We start from the raw sequence: 15230 nt of genomic DNA, 5'->3' as shown, positions 1-15230 counted from the left end.
CCACCCGCTCGAGCCCGCGCCGGGAACGATCGCCGTTCATCGCAATGCCGCGACCGGATCGGTGGCGGCCGCCCGCAGCGCGGGAATCAGCGCCGCCAGCACCGCCACGCCGAGCACGACCGCCGCGTTCAGCACGAAGGTCATCGGATCGAACGCGCTCACGCCGAACAGCAGGCTCTGCAGCACGCGCGCGCCGGCGAGCGCGGCGACCAGGCCGATGCCGGCACCGAGCACGGCGATGCGCAGGCCCTCGCCGACGATCAGGCCGACCACGCCGCGGCGGCGGCTGCCGACCGCCAGGCGCACCGCGATCTCGCGCGTGCGCTGGCCGATCGAATAGGCGATCACGCCGTAGACACCCAGGCCCGCCAGCAGCAGCGCCAGCGACGAGAAGCCGCCGAGCATCGAGCTGGTCAGGCGGCGCGGTGCCGCGGCATGGCCGACGACCGCTTCGAGCGTCGTGTAGTCGCCGCTGGCGAGCGTCGGATCGAACTCGCGCAGTGCCGCGCGCACGGCCGGCACCAGCGCGTCGGTCGCACCGCTGCTGCGCACCAGCAGCTCGACCGAGCCGTAGTCGGCGTTCTGGCGCAGGTCGAAGTACATCTCCGGCGTCGGCGCCTCCTCGATCGCGCGCGGCACGTCGCCGACGACGCCGATCACGGTGCCGTGGGCCTGGCCGTCCGGTGCGCCCATCAGGCGCTGGCCGAGCGGATCGCGGTCCGGCCAGAGCTGGCGCGCCATCGTCTCGCTGACGATGACCGCCTTCGGGGCGTCCGCGCCGTCGCGTGCGTCGAAGTAGCGGCCGGCGCGCAGCGGCACGCCGAGCGTCTCCAGGTAGCGGCGGTCGACCAGGCGCGGCGAGGCGATCGGATACGCGCCGCGCGCGTAGGTGACGCCCTCGGCCGCGGCGCCCCAGCTGCGGTTGCGGCCGAGCGGCAAGGTATCGGACAGGCCGGCCGCGGCGACGCCCGGCACGGCCAGCACGCGCTCGACCATGCGCTCGTAGTAGGCCACGCGTTCGGCGTCGTTCTCGAAGCTGCGCACCGCGTCGACGCGCCAGGCCACCGCCTGCTGCGGCCGGAAGCCGAGCTCGACGTTCATCACCGCGACGAAGCTGCGGATCAGCAGGCTGGCGCCGGTCAGCAGCAGGCAGGCCAGCGCGACCTGGGCGACGACCAGGCCGCGCCGCGTGCGCGCGGCGGCCGGCCCCATGTCGCCGGCACCGCCGCCGGCGCGCAGCGCCGTCTGCGTCTCGCCGCGCCACAACGCGAGCGCCGGCCAGAGGCCGCACAGCGCGCCGGCGAAGCAGGCCGCCGCGAACGCGAACGCGAGCGCCGGCAGATCGACGCGCGCGGTGTCCAGCAAGGGGATCGAGAACGTGCGCAGCCCGGACAGCGCATTCGTGACGAACGCCGCGACAACGACGCCGAGCAGTCCGCCGCCCAGTGCGAGCAGCAGGCTCTCGGTCAGCGCCTGGGCGATCAGGTGCAGCCGCCGCGCGCCGAGCGCGACGCGCACCGCGGTCTCCTTGCGACGTGCCTGGGCACGCGTCAGCAGCAGGTTCGACAGGTTCGCGCAGGCGATCAGCAACAGGCAGACCACCGCGCCGAACAGGATCAGGAACGCGGCGCGGAACGGACCGCGCACGTAGGCTTCCAGGCTCTTCACGTCCGCATCGAGGCGGCCGCGGTCGGGATGCTCGGCGCTGAGCCGTGCGTTGATCGTGTCCAGCTCGGTCTGCGCCGAGCTGGGCGTCGCGCCGGGGGCCAGGCGGCCGACCGCGAACAGCGTATTGCCCCAGCTCTGGGTTTCCTCGGTCAGCGGAAACGGCGTCAGCAGGTCGATGTCGCTGCCCGGCGCGAACACCGAGCCGAAGTCGAAGCTGGCCGGCAGCACGCCGATCACCGTGGTCGGCTTGCCGTTGATGCTGAGCGTGCGGCCGACCACGCCCGGGTCGGCGTCGTAGTGGCGGCGCCAGTAGCGGTCGCTCATCAGTGCGGTGGGCGTGTCCCAGGTGGCCTCGGCCTGGACGAAGTTGCGGCCCAGCTGCGGGCGCACGCCGAGGACGTCGAGGAAGTTCTGCGTGACCGGCACCGCACGCACGCGCTGCGGGCCGTCCGCTGCGGTCAGCGTGTACTGCTGGTAGTCGAAGAACGCGAAATAGCCGCCGACCGCCTCGAACGCCCGGCTTTCCCGCTGCCAGGCCAGCAGCGTCTCGACCTGCAGCGTCCGCGCCGACAAGCCCTTGTCGGCGCCGGCACCTTCGACGAAGGCCAGGCGATCGGGCGCCTGTACCGGCAGCGGCTTCAACAGCACCGCGTTGAGGATGCCGAACATCGCCGCGCAGGCGCCGATGCCGAGCGCGAGCGTGAGTACCGCCACCACGGTGAAGCCGGGCGTACGGGCCAGTTGGCGGATCGCGAAGCGCACCGTATTCATGACGATGGCGCCGCGATCAGGCCGCGCCGCCGCCGGTCGCGGCGGCAGCGGCCGCCGCGCGGGCCGGCCGCATCAGGCGCTGGTCTTCCTCGTGGCGCAGCCGGTGCATGGTCGCCTCGTCGACCACGCGGCCGTCGAACATGAAGATCTTGCGATCGGCAAAGTCGGCATAGCGCGGATCGTGCGTGACCATGCAGATCGTGGAGCCGGCCTTGTGCAGCTCGTCGAGCAGCTCCATGACCGCCTCGCCGTTCTTGGAATCGAGGTTACCGGTCGGCTCGTCGGCCAGCAGGATCGACGGCTGGCCCACCAGCGCACGCGCCACGGCGACACGCTGCTGCTGGCCGCCGGAAAGCTGCGCCGGGTAGTGCTTGACACGATGGGCCATGCCGACCCGCTCCAGCGCCGCGATCGCGCGCTCGCGGCGCTCGGCCTTGGACACGCCGTCGCGGTAGGTCAGCGGCAGCTCGACGTTCTCGAACACCGACAGGTCGCCGATCAGGTTGAACGCCTGGAACACGAAGCCGATCTCCTTGTTGCGGATCTGCGCGCGCTCGCTGGCGCCGATGTCGGCCACCTGGCGGTTGTTGAGCGTGTAGGTGCCTTCGCTCGGCGTGTCGAGCAGGCCCAGGATCGCCAGCAGGGTCGACTTGCCGCAGCCGGACGGGCCGGAAATCGACACGTACTCGCCGCGTCCGATGTCGAAGTGCACGCCCGACAGCGCATGCGTCTCGACTTCGTCGGTGAAGAAGACCTTCTTGATGCCTTCCAGGCGGATCAGCGGATCGTTGGTCATGGCTTGGCTCACGGGTTGTTGGCCGGCGCGAATCGCGGCGGGACTGCGGTGAAGGGAAGCGGATCGGGTTTCGCTTGAGGCAGAGGTTTCACTTGAGGCGGATACGGTCGTGCTGGTCGTAGGCGCTGGTGTCGGACAGTACGACACGGTCGCCCACCTCCAGCCCCTGCTGGACCTCGATCAGGTTGACCGAGGCCTTGCCCAGGCGCACCGGCACGCGGGCGGCGATGCCGCTGGCCGGATCGACGCGGAACAGGCGCACTTCCGAATCGGGCTGGCCGTAGGCCGGCCGGCCGACGTAGAGCACGTCGGGCAGCCGTTCGATCTCGATGGTGCCGTCCACCGACAGGTCCGGACGCGCGCCGGGCGGCAGGTCGCCGGTCAGCTCCACGTCCACCTGCACCGTGCCGTTCTGCACGGCCGGGTCCACGCGCAGTACCTTGCCCGGCACGATGCCGTTGCGGGTGTCCACGCGCACCGGCTGGTTCAGCACGATGTCCTTGGCCTGCGTCTCGGCGATGCGCAGCTCCGCCATCAGCTCGCCCGGCCGCGCCACGCGCGCCAGGTTGGCGCCGGCGGCGACCTGCTGGCCCTCCTCCACCGGCACCTGCTGCAGCACGCCGGCGATGCCGGCGCGCACCTGCAGTGCGTCGGCCTGGCGCTGGCGCAGGTCGCGCGTGGCGGCCAGCTGGTCCAGGCGGGCCTGGTCGGCGGCGATCTGCGCGCGCATGTTCTGGCTGAACTGCTCGATGCGCTCGTGCTCGATGCCCAGGCGCGTCTTGAGCTGCCCGGCCGACAGCGCACTGCGCTTGGACTGGATGCCGGGGATGATGCCCTTGCCGGTCAGCGTGGCCTCGGCCTCGGCCAGCAGGCGCGCCGATTCGTACTCGGCCTCCACCTGGGCCAGGCTCGCCTTCTGGTCGAGCAGGGTCGACTGCAGCGTCGCGCGGCGCACGGCCAGGTCCGCCTCGGCCGCGGTAACCGCCGACTTGGCGGCCAGCAGCTGGTCGTCCACCTCGGGGTTGTTGAGTTCGAGGATGACCGTGTCCGGCTCTACCGCCGCGCCCGGCTTGACCACGATGCGCTCCACGCGCGCCGAGGTCTCCGCGGCGATCCAGCGGATCTCCTTGGGTACCAGGGTGCCGGGGCCGCGCACTTCGCGCAGCAGCTCGCCGCGCTTGACGGTATCGACCAGGACGCTGGAGCGCTCGACCGAGGCGACGGCGGGACCGAGGCTGGCGATGCCGACACCGGCAGCGGTGACGAGCGCGGCGACGATGCCACCGATCAGCAACTGACGGCGGCGCTTCTTGAGTTTGAGTTCGGGGCGTGCGATGTCCATGCCCTCGCTACAGCAGGAGCCATGCCAGCCCTGAAAAACCGTCCAACTATTTGATTCTGCAAGGCACGTCCGGCCAGCGGACGCTCCGGGCCCGGACCGGTGTCCGTCAGCGGACGGTCGCAGGCCGAAACCGTTCAGTCCGCCGCCGCTCAGGCCAGCCAGGTCGCCAGGGCCGTCGCGGCCAGGCAGCCGGCGACGACGGCCAGCGGCGGCAGCCGGGCGAACGTCAGCAGCGCGAAACCGGCCAGCGCGATCGCCGCATCGACCGGCCCCGCGACCCCGGTGGTCCAGACCGGGTCGTACAGCGCGGCGGCGAGCAGCCCGACCACCGCCGCGTTGACGCCGGCCATCGCCGGCCCGGCATGGCGGCCCCGCACCAGGCGCGACCAAGCCGGCAGCACGGCCAGCAGCAGCGCGAAGCCCGGCAGGAAGATGCCGGCCAGGGCCGCCGCCGCGCCCGCCGCCGGCGCATCCGGCAGCGCCGCCGCGCCAAGAAACGCCGCCAGCGTGAACATCGGCCCCGGCACCGCCTGCGCCGCGCCGTAGCCGGCCAGGAACACCGGCGGCTCGATCCAGCCCGGATCGACCGTCGCCTGCTGCAGCAGCGGCAGCACCACGTGCCCGCCGCCGAACACCAGCGCGCCGGCCCGGTAGAACGCGGCGAAGAGGCCACCGATCGAGGCCGACGGCGACGCCGGCAGCAGCAGCGCCGCCGCCAGGCCGAGCAGGCAGGCGGCGAACAGCACGGCGCCGGTCCGCAGTCCGTAGCGGACCGGAAACGCCACCGCGGCCGGCGCCCGGACCTGCCGGCACAGCGCCAGGCCCAGCACCGCGCTGCCGCCGATGACCACGAGTTGCATCGACGGCACCGGCAGCCACAGCACCAGCGCGGCGGCCAGCGCCGCGATGGCGAGCCGCGGCGCATCCGGCGTGAGCTGGCGCGCCATGCCGAGCGTGCCGCTGGCGACCACGGCCACCGCGACCAGCTTGAGGCCGTGCACCAGCACCGCGCCGGCCGCTCCCAAGCGCGGCGCCAGCAGCGCCAGGACGAACATCAGCAGCGCCGAAGGCAGCGTGAAGCCGGCGAACGCCGCCACGGCGCCCTTCCAACCGGCGCGCAGCAGGCCGATCGCCAGCCCCAGCTGGCTGCTGGCCGGCCCCGGCAGGAACTGGCAGACCGCCAGCAGCTGCGCGAACGTGGCCTCGTCGAGCCAGCCGCGACGGCGGACGAAGGCCTCGCGGAAATAGCCGATGTGCGCGATCGGCCCGCCGAACGCGGTCAGGCCCAGCAGCAGGAACGCGACGAAGACCGCGCCGGCTTCGCCGGTCGGTGCGGTCCGCCGAGGCGGCGTGTGGATAGCCGGTTCCATACGATCGCCTGGGCGGGCCGTCCGCGCGCGGGGCCCGATCGTAGCAGCCGGATACGGCGGTGTAGCGGAGGCGCACCGGCTGGCCATGTCCGCCCGCCGCCGGATTTGCCGTATCCCCGGACAGGCACGCGCTTCGGCAACCCCGCCGCGTCGCCCGCCGCCCCGCTCGAGGTACCCGCCATGAACCGGTTCCCGCTGTCCGCCGCCCCTGTCCGCCCCGTTTCGCTGCCGGGGCGCATCGCGCTGCTGCTGGCCTTGCTGTTCGCCGCCGGACCCGCCACCGCCACGCTGCTCGCCGGCAGCGACACGCTGCTGGGCCACGCCTACACCATCTATGTCGAGCCCGCCCATCCCGGCTGGCGCTTCGCCTGCCAGACCCCCTGCCCGATTCCGCTGGCGACCCTGCAGGCCGCCGCCAACGGCTTCGTCGCGGCCAAGGCCCAACTGCGGGATCTCGCCGGCATCGAAACGCTGCAAGAGCTGCGCCCGGTCGACATCTTCTTCGAGAGCAACGCGGTGTGCCCGGTCCAGCCGGGTGCCGCCGGCTATGCCTCCACCTACCGGCCCTACGGCGACGCCGTGGGCCAGCCGATGCGCGCCTACGCCTGCCTGTTCCTCTGGGACAAGCAGCAGGCCGGCGAGATCGACTACTTCACGCCCGAAGCCGCCGGCCTGCCCAGCTCGCAGACGCTGATCGTCCATGAATACGCGCACAGCCTGTTCTTCCTGCGCCACCGCTATTCGTACGAGGACTTCGTGCGCTACTGGTCCTACGTCATCAGCGGCGAGGTGCCGCTGCCGCAGGGCGCCTGCAGCGAGTCGCTGGTGACCTACATGGCACCGATGATCCCGGCGCTGTGCCGGCAGTTCGGTGCCGGCGACGCCGATTTCCGCTTCGCGATGGAACGGATCGACACGCTCTACCAGCAGGGCCTGGGCTACCACGGCCGGGCGACCAGCGTGGCGCAGCTGCGCGAGGCCTTCGACACGCGCTTCGGCGCCGACACCCGATCGGTGTTCATGGACCTCGGCTACCGGCCGCAGGCCGTCGGCGGCAGCCATACGCCGCTGAGCACCGGCACCACGCCGCCGATGTACCTCTACGACATGCGGCTACCCGACGATGCGTTCTTCCTGATCGGTACGGGCTATGTCTACGCACCGCTCAAGCTCGAGCAGCCCACCTGCCTGCCGTCCGCCCCGTTCATCGAGTTCAGGCTGGCGTTCGACCTGGTGCAACCCGCCCATCGCGAGGACGCCCGCCTGCCGGCGCCGGTCTTCGGCGGTGCGCTGACGCTGTACTACTCGTTCGCCGGTCACCTGCCACCGCACGGCGTCAATCCCGCCAACTACCGTTTCTACCGCGCCACCGCCGGCTGCGGCCAGGCCGGCATCGGCTGGCAGGAGCACCCGGCCACGATCAACCTGGCCAACCAGTCCGTCACCGCCACGCTGATCCAGGGTGGAACCTATGCGCTGATGCAGCCGGACCGGATCCTGCGCAGCGGGTTCGAGTGAGCCGCAGGTCGCGTCGAGCGTCGCTTCCTCGATCCGACCAAACCCGGTGCGATGCACTTCATGGGTGGACTGGATAGCGCTTCTCAGAAGCGCCGCCAAAGCTCCTCCGATCGACGTTCCGTGTCCAAAAGAAACCGGCCTGTGCGCCGCAGCGGGCGAAACGGGGATGCGCCGCGTGCCATCACCGCGCGTGACGATGCATCGCGCCGCAGTGCTTTCCCGTCCGCCGTTTGTCGGTTAAGGTCGGTCCACGCTGCAGGGAAGCCCACAGGGGGTCACCCCGGCGTCATCGTCAAGGCATCGGATCGGCTCTCCGTTGAGACGTTCGGGCCGGCGCGCAACGCGCCGTGCCTCATCGCCGAGAGGAATCGGTCCGGCCTGCAAAGGAGTGTTGCATGTCCGTGCCGGACCGAGTGTTGCGTGGACTTCGTCCCTCCGGGGGACTGATCGTTGCGGTTTGGGGTCTGCTGGCACTGGCCGTGCCGGTCTTGGGCGTGGCGGCGCCGCCGGTCGGGCCGCCCGGCGCGGACGCGCCGTCAGCGGCGGTCTCCGAACGGGAATGCACCGGCGACGATGACGACGAGGAGACCTGCGTGCGTGGCGGCGCGTACGCGTCTCCGTTCCAGGAGTACGCCGACCGCCTGCGCAGCGCGCAGGAAGTCTCGCCGCTGACCTCGGAGTTGTTGGGCGACAGCGTCAACCTGCACGACGGCCAGACCAGCTTCACCAACGTGGACATCGACGTGCCCGGCAACGGCCTGCCGGTGCAACTGCGGCGGCGCTTGAGCATCACGCGCCTGGGCGTGGGCGAACAGATCTTCGGCGGCTTCGGCAACTGGGATGTCGATGTGCCCTACATCGTGGCCACGCTGCCGGCGTCCGACGGCTGGTCGGGCCGCTGCAGTACCCCCTTCAAGCCGGTCGTCACGGGGGATATCCGGCTGGAGGACTTCTGGTCGGGCGTGTCGGTGCACGTGCCCGGCGGCATCGACAGCGAGCTGTACTACCTGCCGGGCAGCGGTTCGACGCTCCATCCGACCGACGGGACGACCTACCGCTGGACCACCAGCGACCACAGCGTCTTCCATTGCAGTGTCGGGACCAGCGGCGAGACGTTCCACATGATCACGCCGGAGGGCACGAAGTACACCTTCGACACCCTGGTCAGTCGGACCATAACCACGCTCCGGATCCCGTGGATCACGACGTACGGGTTCACCAACCAGACCCGCCAGCGGCGCTACCTGCTGGCCTCGAAGGTGGAGGACCGCTACGGCAACCGGGTGGAATACAGCTACAACGGCAGCGGCTATCCGACCCTTATCCGCTCCTATCCGGTCGGAGAAACGACGATCCCCGATCGCCAGATCGCGCTGACCTACACCGACAACCGCGTCACCAGCGCCACGGCGCACGGCCGCACGTGGACCTACGAGTACACGTCCGGCTTGCGGTACGTCTACCTGCCGACCGACGTGGACATTCCCACCGGCCTGCGGCCGCGCTGGAGTTACGAGTACGTCGGCGACCGGGTGATCCAGCCTCAGATCTGGGACGGCAGCACCACCAATTGCACGGGTCCGCCGAATGACACCGGTTACTACGAGGTGAAGATCGACCATCCGGGCGGTGCCCATGGGGACTTTGTATTCGACTACCACCGGCTGGCGCGGACGGGGGTCGATGTGGGCTTGGGCTGCCTCAACCCCGGCGGGCCCGTTCCCAGGTTCAAGCTGCTGATTCCGTACTTCGCGGACAACTTTGCGCTGCAGACCAAGACGCTCAGCGGCGCCGGGTTATTGCCGCTGACCTGGCAGTATTTCTATGACGCGGGCACCCCGACCGTGGGCTGGCCGGGCATGTGCAACAGCACCACGGCGCCCTGCAGTGCACAGCCCGCCGAGCGCTGGGTGCAGGTGACCGAACCGGACGCGACGAAGAAGCGGTACCGCTTCGGGATCAAGTACAAGGAGAACTTCGGCCGGTTGCTGGGGACCGAGACCCATGCGGCCGGCACCACCGGTACCTTGCTCGCCAGCACGGACACGGTTTACTACACCGGGACGGCCAGCCCGTTTCCGAACCGCTACGGCTTTCCCAGCGGCACCAACGAGGACATCCAGCAGTTGATCCGGCCGGTGACGTCGCGCTCGGAGACGCGCCAGGGGGTGACGTTCACGGCGTCCACGCCGGTGGGCCAGTTCGACCGCTTCGCGCGGCCGCTGCAGGTGACCCGCGCAAGCGGCCTGGGCTACACGCGGACGGAAACGATCACCTACGTTGACAAGACGAGCACGGCCGGTGGCGCGGCCAACGTGTGGATCCTGGGCCGCATCGGCACGAAGACGATCAGCGGGTTCGGGGCGGCTGCCGAGTCGTACACCTACCATGCCGCGACGCTGGACCGGAATACCGAGACGCGCTTCGGCACGCCGCAGCGCACGCTGGGCTGGCACGCGGACGGCATGCTGCACTGGGTGCAGGACGGCGCCAGCCAGCAGACGACGCTGACGAACTATTACCGCGGCGTGCCGCGCACGATCACCTACGCCGACGGAACCTATCAGGAAGCCACCCTCAACGCCTTCGGGCAGATCACCTCCGTCAGGAATGAGGCCGGCTACACGACCAGCTACAGCTACACCAACGACGGGCGTCTGTCGGGCATCAGCTATCCAGCCGGCGACACGGTGGCCTGGACGCCGACCACGGTCGCCTTCGTGCCGACCACCGACAGCAGCCTGGGCGTGAGCGGCACGCACTGGCGGCAGACGGTCACGACCGGCACCGGTCGCAAGACGGTCGATCTGGACGCGCTGTGGCGACCGGTGACGACATTGGAAGAAGACACCAGCAATGGCCTGACCCGGCGCTACGTGGCGCGCGGCTTCGACCATGCCGGGCGGGAGACCTTCGCGTCCTACCCGAGCGCGGGCCTGAGCACGACGGGCACCTGGACGACCTACGACGCGCTGGGGCGGCCGACGCTGATCCAGGCCAACAGCGAGCTGGGGAATCTCAATACCCAGATTGCGTACCTGTCCGGCTTCGAGAAGCAGGTGACCAACCCGCGCAATTTCGTCACGACGACGCGGTACCAGGTGTTCGACCAGCCCAGCGAAGAGGCGCCGTACCAGATCGACGATGTCTTCGGCACCACGACGATTCACCGCAACGTGCTGGGCGCACCGACCTCGATGGTTCGCACCGGCAGCTACACCTACCCGGGCACCAGCACCCCGATCGGCCTGAGCCGCACGACCAGCTACGTCTATGACACGGCCCAGCGGCTGTGCAAGACGGTGGAGCCCGAGTCGGGCGCAACGATCGTGGCCTATGACCTGGCCGACAATGTCCAGTGGCTGGCGACCGGCCAGACGCTGACCGGGACGACGACGTGCAACAACACCAGTCCCGGTACGTTGCCGGGGGTGGCGAACCTGACCTACGACGCCCGCAACCGGCTCAAGGACACGCTCTACAGCGGCGCGTCGACGCCGAACATCTTCCGCACCTACACGCCCGACGGCCTGCTGAACACCGTGGTCTCGGACGGCTCGACGCGCGCCTACACCTATACCCGGCGGCGGCTGCCGCTCACCGAGACGCTGACGCTGACGGGCCTGGCGGCCGGCAGCTGGACGATCACGCACGGCTGGCACGCCCGCGGCCAGGCGGCGAGCCTGACCTACCCGGACGGTCTGAGGGTGGAGTACGCGCCGAACGGGCTGGGCCAGCCGACCCAGGCGGTGGGCATGCCCGGCAGCATCAATTACGCCACCAACGCCACCTACCACCCGAACGGGGAGATCGCCGGCTTCACCTACGGCAACGGGGTGACGTACAGCATGACGCCCAACGCACGCGGCCTGCCGCAGGCCGTCAGCCACGGCACCTACGTGCAGGACAGCTATGCCTGGGACCCGAACGGCAACGTGGCCTCGATCACCGACACGCGCACCTCGGTGATCCAGCCGCGCACGCGCAGCATGACCTACGACGCGCGTGACAGGGTAGAGACGACGACCTACGCCTACAACGGCCGCACGTTCACTTACGGCTACGACCTGCTGGACAACCTGCGCACGACTCGCGAGACGCCGGGCGGCCGCAACCACCGGCACGAGTACGCGGCCGACGGCCGCCTGACCCGGCTCGTCGACCCGGCGGCGCCCTCGACCGCCGTCATCGGCTATACCTACGACGCCCGCGGCAACGCGACCAGCCGCACCAGTGCGACCGGCTTCGTGCCGAACACCACGGCGATCGTCGTGGACGATGCCAACCGGATACGGTCGGCGACGGTCGGTGCCGACACCGAGACCTACACCTACGATGGCCTGGGCCGGCGCACGCGCTCCACGACGAGCTTTGGCACGTTGATGCACTTCTACAGCCAGGACGGCACATTGCTGCTGTGGGAGAACCCAGCGAGTGTGGCCAAGAGCCAGCAGTACAACATCTACCTGGGCACCAAGCGGATCGCGAGACGGCACTCGACCGGCCCGGTGTACGTGCATACCGACCACCTCGGCAGCCTGCTGGCGGAGACCAGCGTGACGCCGGTGACGCTGGTGAGCAGCAGTCCGCACTGGGAGCCGTACGGTGCCCCGGCGGGCGGTGCGTTCTGGGGCGGGCTGCAGTTCGCGGGTCACTACCAGGACGGGACAACCCGGCTGACCTATATGCAGCAGCGCTACTATGACCCCTACGCGGGGCGGTTCCTGGCGGTCGATCCGGTCGCGACCAGCCCGGGAAGCTTCAATCGGTATTGGTACGCAAACAACAATCCGTACAAGTACGTTGATCCAGATGGGCGATGGACGTGCTCCGCCAGTGGAAAACAGTGCGAGAATTTTGAGGCGGGCTTAGGTGCGGTTAAACAAGCATCTGAAAGCTCTAGGCTAAGTAACATTGAGAGAAAAACATTGGCAGCCGTTGTCTCTGCGTTTGGTGAAAAAGGTGATGATAGTGTCCGTATAAGCTTCGAGGATACCGCGGGCAGAGATGGGGGGAGCGCTCAATATTTGACGGATGGTGAGTCGGGAAAAGCGTATACACAAATAAGAATAAGCAAGAATAACATTAGTGGCGGCGGAGATTACGCGGTGAGGCTGGGTGGTGCTATCGCTCACGAGGGCCAGCATGCGGCAGATAATATTGGACGAGGAAGGTCAATTAATTCCAGAGCGGAGCGCATGCAGACGGAGATAAATTCCTATATAAGCGAAGCGTTATTTAATAAAGGAATAAATTATATAGGAAGTGGCCGACTCTGGACGCCTATTCATGGCATTAAAGAGCGAGGAATTCTGGACGCTGCTAATGACTCTGTAAACAGTTCATGCGCGCCAGTTCCTCAGTCTGCGTCATGCAATTAGCAGTACGAGAGGGTTAGTAGATGATTTACTTGATTAGCCATACGTTCCGCCTCTTTCTCATTGCAGCTATGGCAATGATGAGCCTCTTTGCTTCGTCTAATGCAAAAGCGGAGTCGCTTGATGGTGCAAAAGTTATCGATCCTGCCAGTTTTGAGTTCGATGTAATTTATTTTAGAGGTGGGGCGCCAAAGCCGAGAGTTGGGCTGATGGACTCCGTGACCAACGAAGATTATGTTCGCGACTCACTGAAAGGTGTTGCTGATTTTCTAAATAGTCATAAGGATTTGAGAGTCGGGGTGGTTGGATTTTCCGACAAAGAAGAATGTTCCGGAATTGAATGCAATGAGATTTCTGAGCGCCGCGCACTGCTCGTTTACAAATGGCTAAAATCAAATGGTGTGAACGAGGATCAGTTATATGCGCACATGGGGCGCGGGATTGGAGATCCTGTCGATCTAAGCCATACGGAACTACAGAGGCAAAGCAATCGCAGGGCGGAAATTCGTGTCGTTGACGTAAAAATACCGGGAAGAACTGGTCGGTGGTATGAATAATTTGCACGAAGAACCCAACTAGCCATTTTTGTAGTGTTCATCCTCTCCGGCCTCGCACCCCGGGAGGGATACGTCGCCTTCTCGTTTGGTGAGGGCATGCCCCCTCCGGGCTACCTATAGTTTGCTTAGCGCGGGCTCAGTTGGATTCGTGTTCGTAGTTTCTAGTCTTGGAACTTAAGAATTCGTTCAAATCGATGCTTCGCGGTTCGGCATAAATTGATGGTGCTAGAGTTCATGTTCAAGTTCGTCGTGTTCGCAATGATGGTTACTGCGATGGGATCAGCGTTTGCCGCCAGCCCTCAGCGAGTCGCCTTCACATCCATCGGCAAGGCTCGCGTTGGTATGAGTGAGCAGGCACTTGTTCGCGCGCTTGGCGCTCCGCTGACGCATGTCGCTCCGGAAGCAGAAGAGGAAGGCTGCTACTACGCGGCGGGTCGCGGCCTCCCCGAGGGCGTGATCCTAATGATGCTCAATGAGAGTTTGGCACGCATTGATGTATATGAGATTGGCGTGACTACTATTTCTGGCGCAGGTGTCGGAACGTCCGAGTCTGAGCTAAAGCGCCTATACGGCAGCAAACTCGTCCAAGAATCGCACGCGTATACTGGTCCCGAAGGACACTACTTGACCCTTCGGTCGCCCGACGGCCGCTACGGCATCCGCTTTGAAACCGATGGACGATTGGTCACAAAGTTCTATGCAGGGACGGAAGAGTCCATTCGCTACATAGAAGGTTGCCTATGAGGGTTGAATTAACACTCCAAGTGCAATTCTTTGGAATACAATAAATTAGTTAAAATAGGTGCGGAATAGTTGGCGGGTAACGGAAGCATGCTCACCATGCGCCCGCGGTTCGCCCGGAGCGGCCTTGCCTCAGTTAAGTGTGGTCGAGCAGATTTCAGTCAGGAATGATGCAAGGTCCTCGCTCGCCTCTGGAATGTTCGCGGCAAGGGCTGTGCGGATGAGTTCGTCGAGAGCCATCGCAGTCGGTTCCAGATCGGTCGTCGCAAGGTGGCCGTAAATGTCCACCGTTGTTCTGATGCTGCGATGCCCGAGCATGCGCGACACGACAACCAAGGGTGCGCGCCCGGAGCATGTGCGTTGCGATCGTGTGACGCACCACGTGAGGCGTAACGTCCGTCACGCCCGTATCTGCGGCGGCCTGCGCCAGTTGCTGACGCGTGGTACTGGTGCTGATTCCCAGCACGCGTGTCGGCGGCTGTGCCGGCTGCCGTCCAGCACGTTTTGGCTCAGGCGGTCGGTCTCGATACGCGCGCAGGAAACTGACCATCTCGGCCATGATCGGCGCCACGGCACGGTGTTTCTTGCGCGCCGCGAGCGGACTCAGGCTGCGCAGATCGATGATCCAATTGTGTCGACGGCGACCTACACCTACAACGGCAGTACGTTCACTTACGACTACGACCTGCAAAACAACCTGCGCACGACCCACAAGACACCCGACGGGCGCAACCACCGGCACGAGTACGCGGCCGACGGCCGCCCGACGCGGATCATCGATCCGGCCGCGCCCTCGACCGCCGTCATCGGCTACACCTACGACGCCCTCGGCAGTGCAACTAGCCGCACCAGCGCGACCGGCTTCCTGCCTAACACGACGGCGATCGTCGTGGACGAGGCCCACCGGGTGCGATCGGCGGTGGTCGGTGCCGATACCGAGAGCTTCACCTACAACGGTCTCGGCCAGCGCACGCGCACCACGACGAGCTCTGGCACGTCGATGCACTTCTACAGCCAGGCCGGCCGGTTGCTGCTGTGGAAGAACCCGGCGAGCGTGGCTGACAACCGTCAGCGCACTGTCTAACTAGA

The 15230-nt window shown here is 67.2% G+C and carries 9 protein-coding genes; 5 read left to right on the top strand and 4 right to left on the bottom strand.

Translation table 11 applies throughout. The features are described from left to right. Positions 1–36 precede the first annotated feature (36 nt). The 4 genes from I596_RS01460 to chrA all read right to left on the bottom strand — a co-directional run bounded on the left by I596_RS01460 (position 37) and on the right by chrA (position 5947). On the bottom strand, positions 37–2439 hold the full coding sequence (locus I596_RS01460; RefSeq protein ID WP_083965283.1) for an ABC transporter permease: 2403 nt from the start codon (positions 2437–2439) through the stop codon (positions 37–39). A gap of 16 nt (positions 2440–2455) precedes the next feature. Further along, positions 2456–3235, bottom strand: a complete 780-nt coding sequence (locus tag I596_RS01455) for an ABC transporter ATP-binding protein (RefSeq protein WP_067643137.1) — start codon at positions 3233–3235, stop codon at positions 2456–2458. Positions 3236–3323: 88 nt separating this feature from the next. Beyond that, the gene (locus I596_RS01450) at positions 3324–4577 is read right to left on the bottom strand and encodes an efflux RND transporter periplasmic adaptor subunit (RefSeq protein ID WP_067643134.1); all 1254 of its coding nucleotides are present in this window, start codon (positions 4575–4577) and stop codon (positions 3324–3326) included. Positions 4578–4726: 149 nt separating this feature from the next. Further along, positions 4727–5947 carry a chromate efflux transporter gene (gene chrA, locus I596_RS01445; protein WP_067643131.1) on the bottom strand — a complete coding sequence of 407 codons (1221 nt, stop codon included), beginning with the start codon at positions 5945–5947 and terminating at the stop codon, positions 4727–4729. Positions 5948–6127: 180 nt separating this feature from the next. Here chrA and I596_RS01440 point away from each other — a divergent pair, with 180 nt between their 5' ends. From I596_RS01440 to I596_RS17940, 5 genes are all read left to right on the top strand, one after another. Next, positions 6128–7465 carry a hypothetical protein gene (locus I596_RS01440; RefSeq protein WP_067643128.1) on the top strand — a complete coding sequence of 446 codons (1338 nt, stop codon included), beginning with the start codon at positions 6128–6130 and terminating at the stop codon, positions 7463–7465. A 395-nt stretch (positions 7466–7860) separates the two neighbouring features. Then, positions 7861–12846, top strand: coding sequence for an RHS repeat domain-containing protein (locus I596_RS01435; RefSeq protein WP_083965282.1), 4986 nt, complete (start codon positions 7861–7863; stop codon positions 12844–12846). A gap of 20 nt (positions 12847–12866) precedes the next feature. Beyond that, positions 12867–13400 (top strand): OmpA family protein, encoded by a 534-nt coding sequence (locus tag I596_RS17945; protein WP_083965281.1) that lies wholly within the window; start codon positions 12867–12869, stop codon positions 13398–13400. Between the two features lie 234 nt (positions 13401–13634). Then, positions 13635–14144: a hypothetical protein gene (locus tag I596_RS18340; protein WP_150131960.1), complete on the top strand. Its 510-nt coding sequence runs from the start codon at positions 13635–13637 to the stop codon at positions 14142–14144. Positions 14145–14421: 277 nt separating this feature from the next. Beyond that, positions 14422–15225 (top strand): hypothetical protein, encoded by an 804-nt coding sequence (locus I596_RS17940; protein ID WP_083965280.1) that lies wholly within the window; start codon positions 14422–14424, stop codon positions 15223–15225. The last annotated feature ends 5 nt before the right edge of the window (positions 15226–15230 follow it).

Source organism: Dokdonella koreensis DS-123 (genome assembly GCF_001632775.1).
Taxonomy (GTDB): Bacteria; Pseudomonadota; Gammaproteobacteria; order Xanthomonadales; family Rhodanobacteraceae; genus Dokdonella; species Dokdonella koreensis.
Note: the sequence above shows the minus strand (reverse complement) of the source record. Positions and strands in the feature narration are given on the sequence as shown.

Excerpts from the sequence above, each read along its gene's own strand:
- I596_RS01460 (WP_083965283.1), bottom strand. The coding sequence starts at position 2,439 with ATGAATACGGTGCGCTTCGCGATCCGCCAACTGGCCCGTACGCCCGGC.
- I596_RS01455 (WP_067643137.1), bottom strand. The coding sequence starts at position 3,235 with ATGACCAACGATCCGCTGATCCGCCTGGAAGGCATCAAGAAGGTCTTC.
- I596_RS01450 (WP_067643134.1), bottom strand. The coding sequence starts at position 4,577 with ATGGACATCGCACGCCCCGAACTCAAACTCAAGAAGCGCCGCCGTCAG.
- chrA (WP_067643131.1), bottom strand. The coding sequence starts at position 5,947 with ATGGAACCGGCTATCCACACGCCGCCTCGGCGGACCGCACCGACCGGC.
- I596_RS01440 (WP_067643128.1), top strand. The coding sequence starts at position 6,128 with ATGAACCGGTTCCCGCTGTCCGCCGCCCCTGTCCGCCCCGTTTCGCTG.
- I596_RS01435 (WP_083965282.1), top strand. The coding sequence starts at position 7,861 with ATGTCCGTGCCGGACCGAGTGTTGCGTGGACTTCGTCCCTCCGGGGGA.
- I596_RS17945 (WP_083965281.1), top strand. The coding sequence starts at position 12,867 with ATGATTTACTTGATTAGCCATACGTTCCGCCTCTTTCTCATTGCAGCT.
- I596_RS18340 (WP_150131960.1), top strand. The coding sequence starts at position 13,635 with ATGTTCAAGTTCGTCGTGTTCGCAATGATGGTTACTGCGATGGGATCA.
- I596_RS17940 (WP_083965280.1), top strand. The coding sequence starts at position 14,422 with ATGTCCACCGTTGTTCTGATGCTGCGATGCCCGAGCATGCGCGACACG.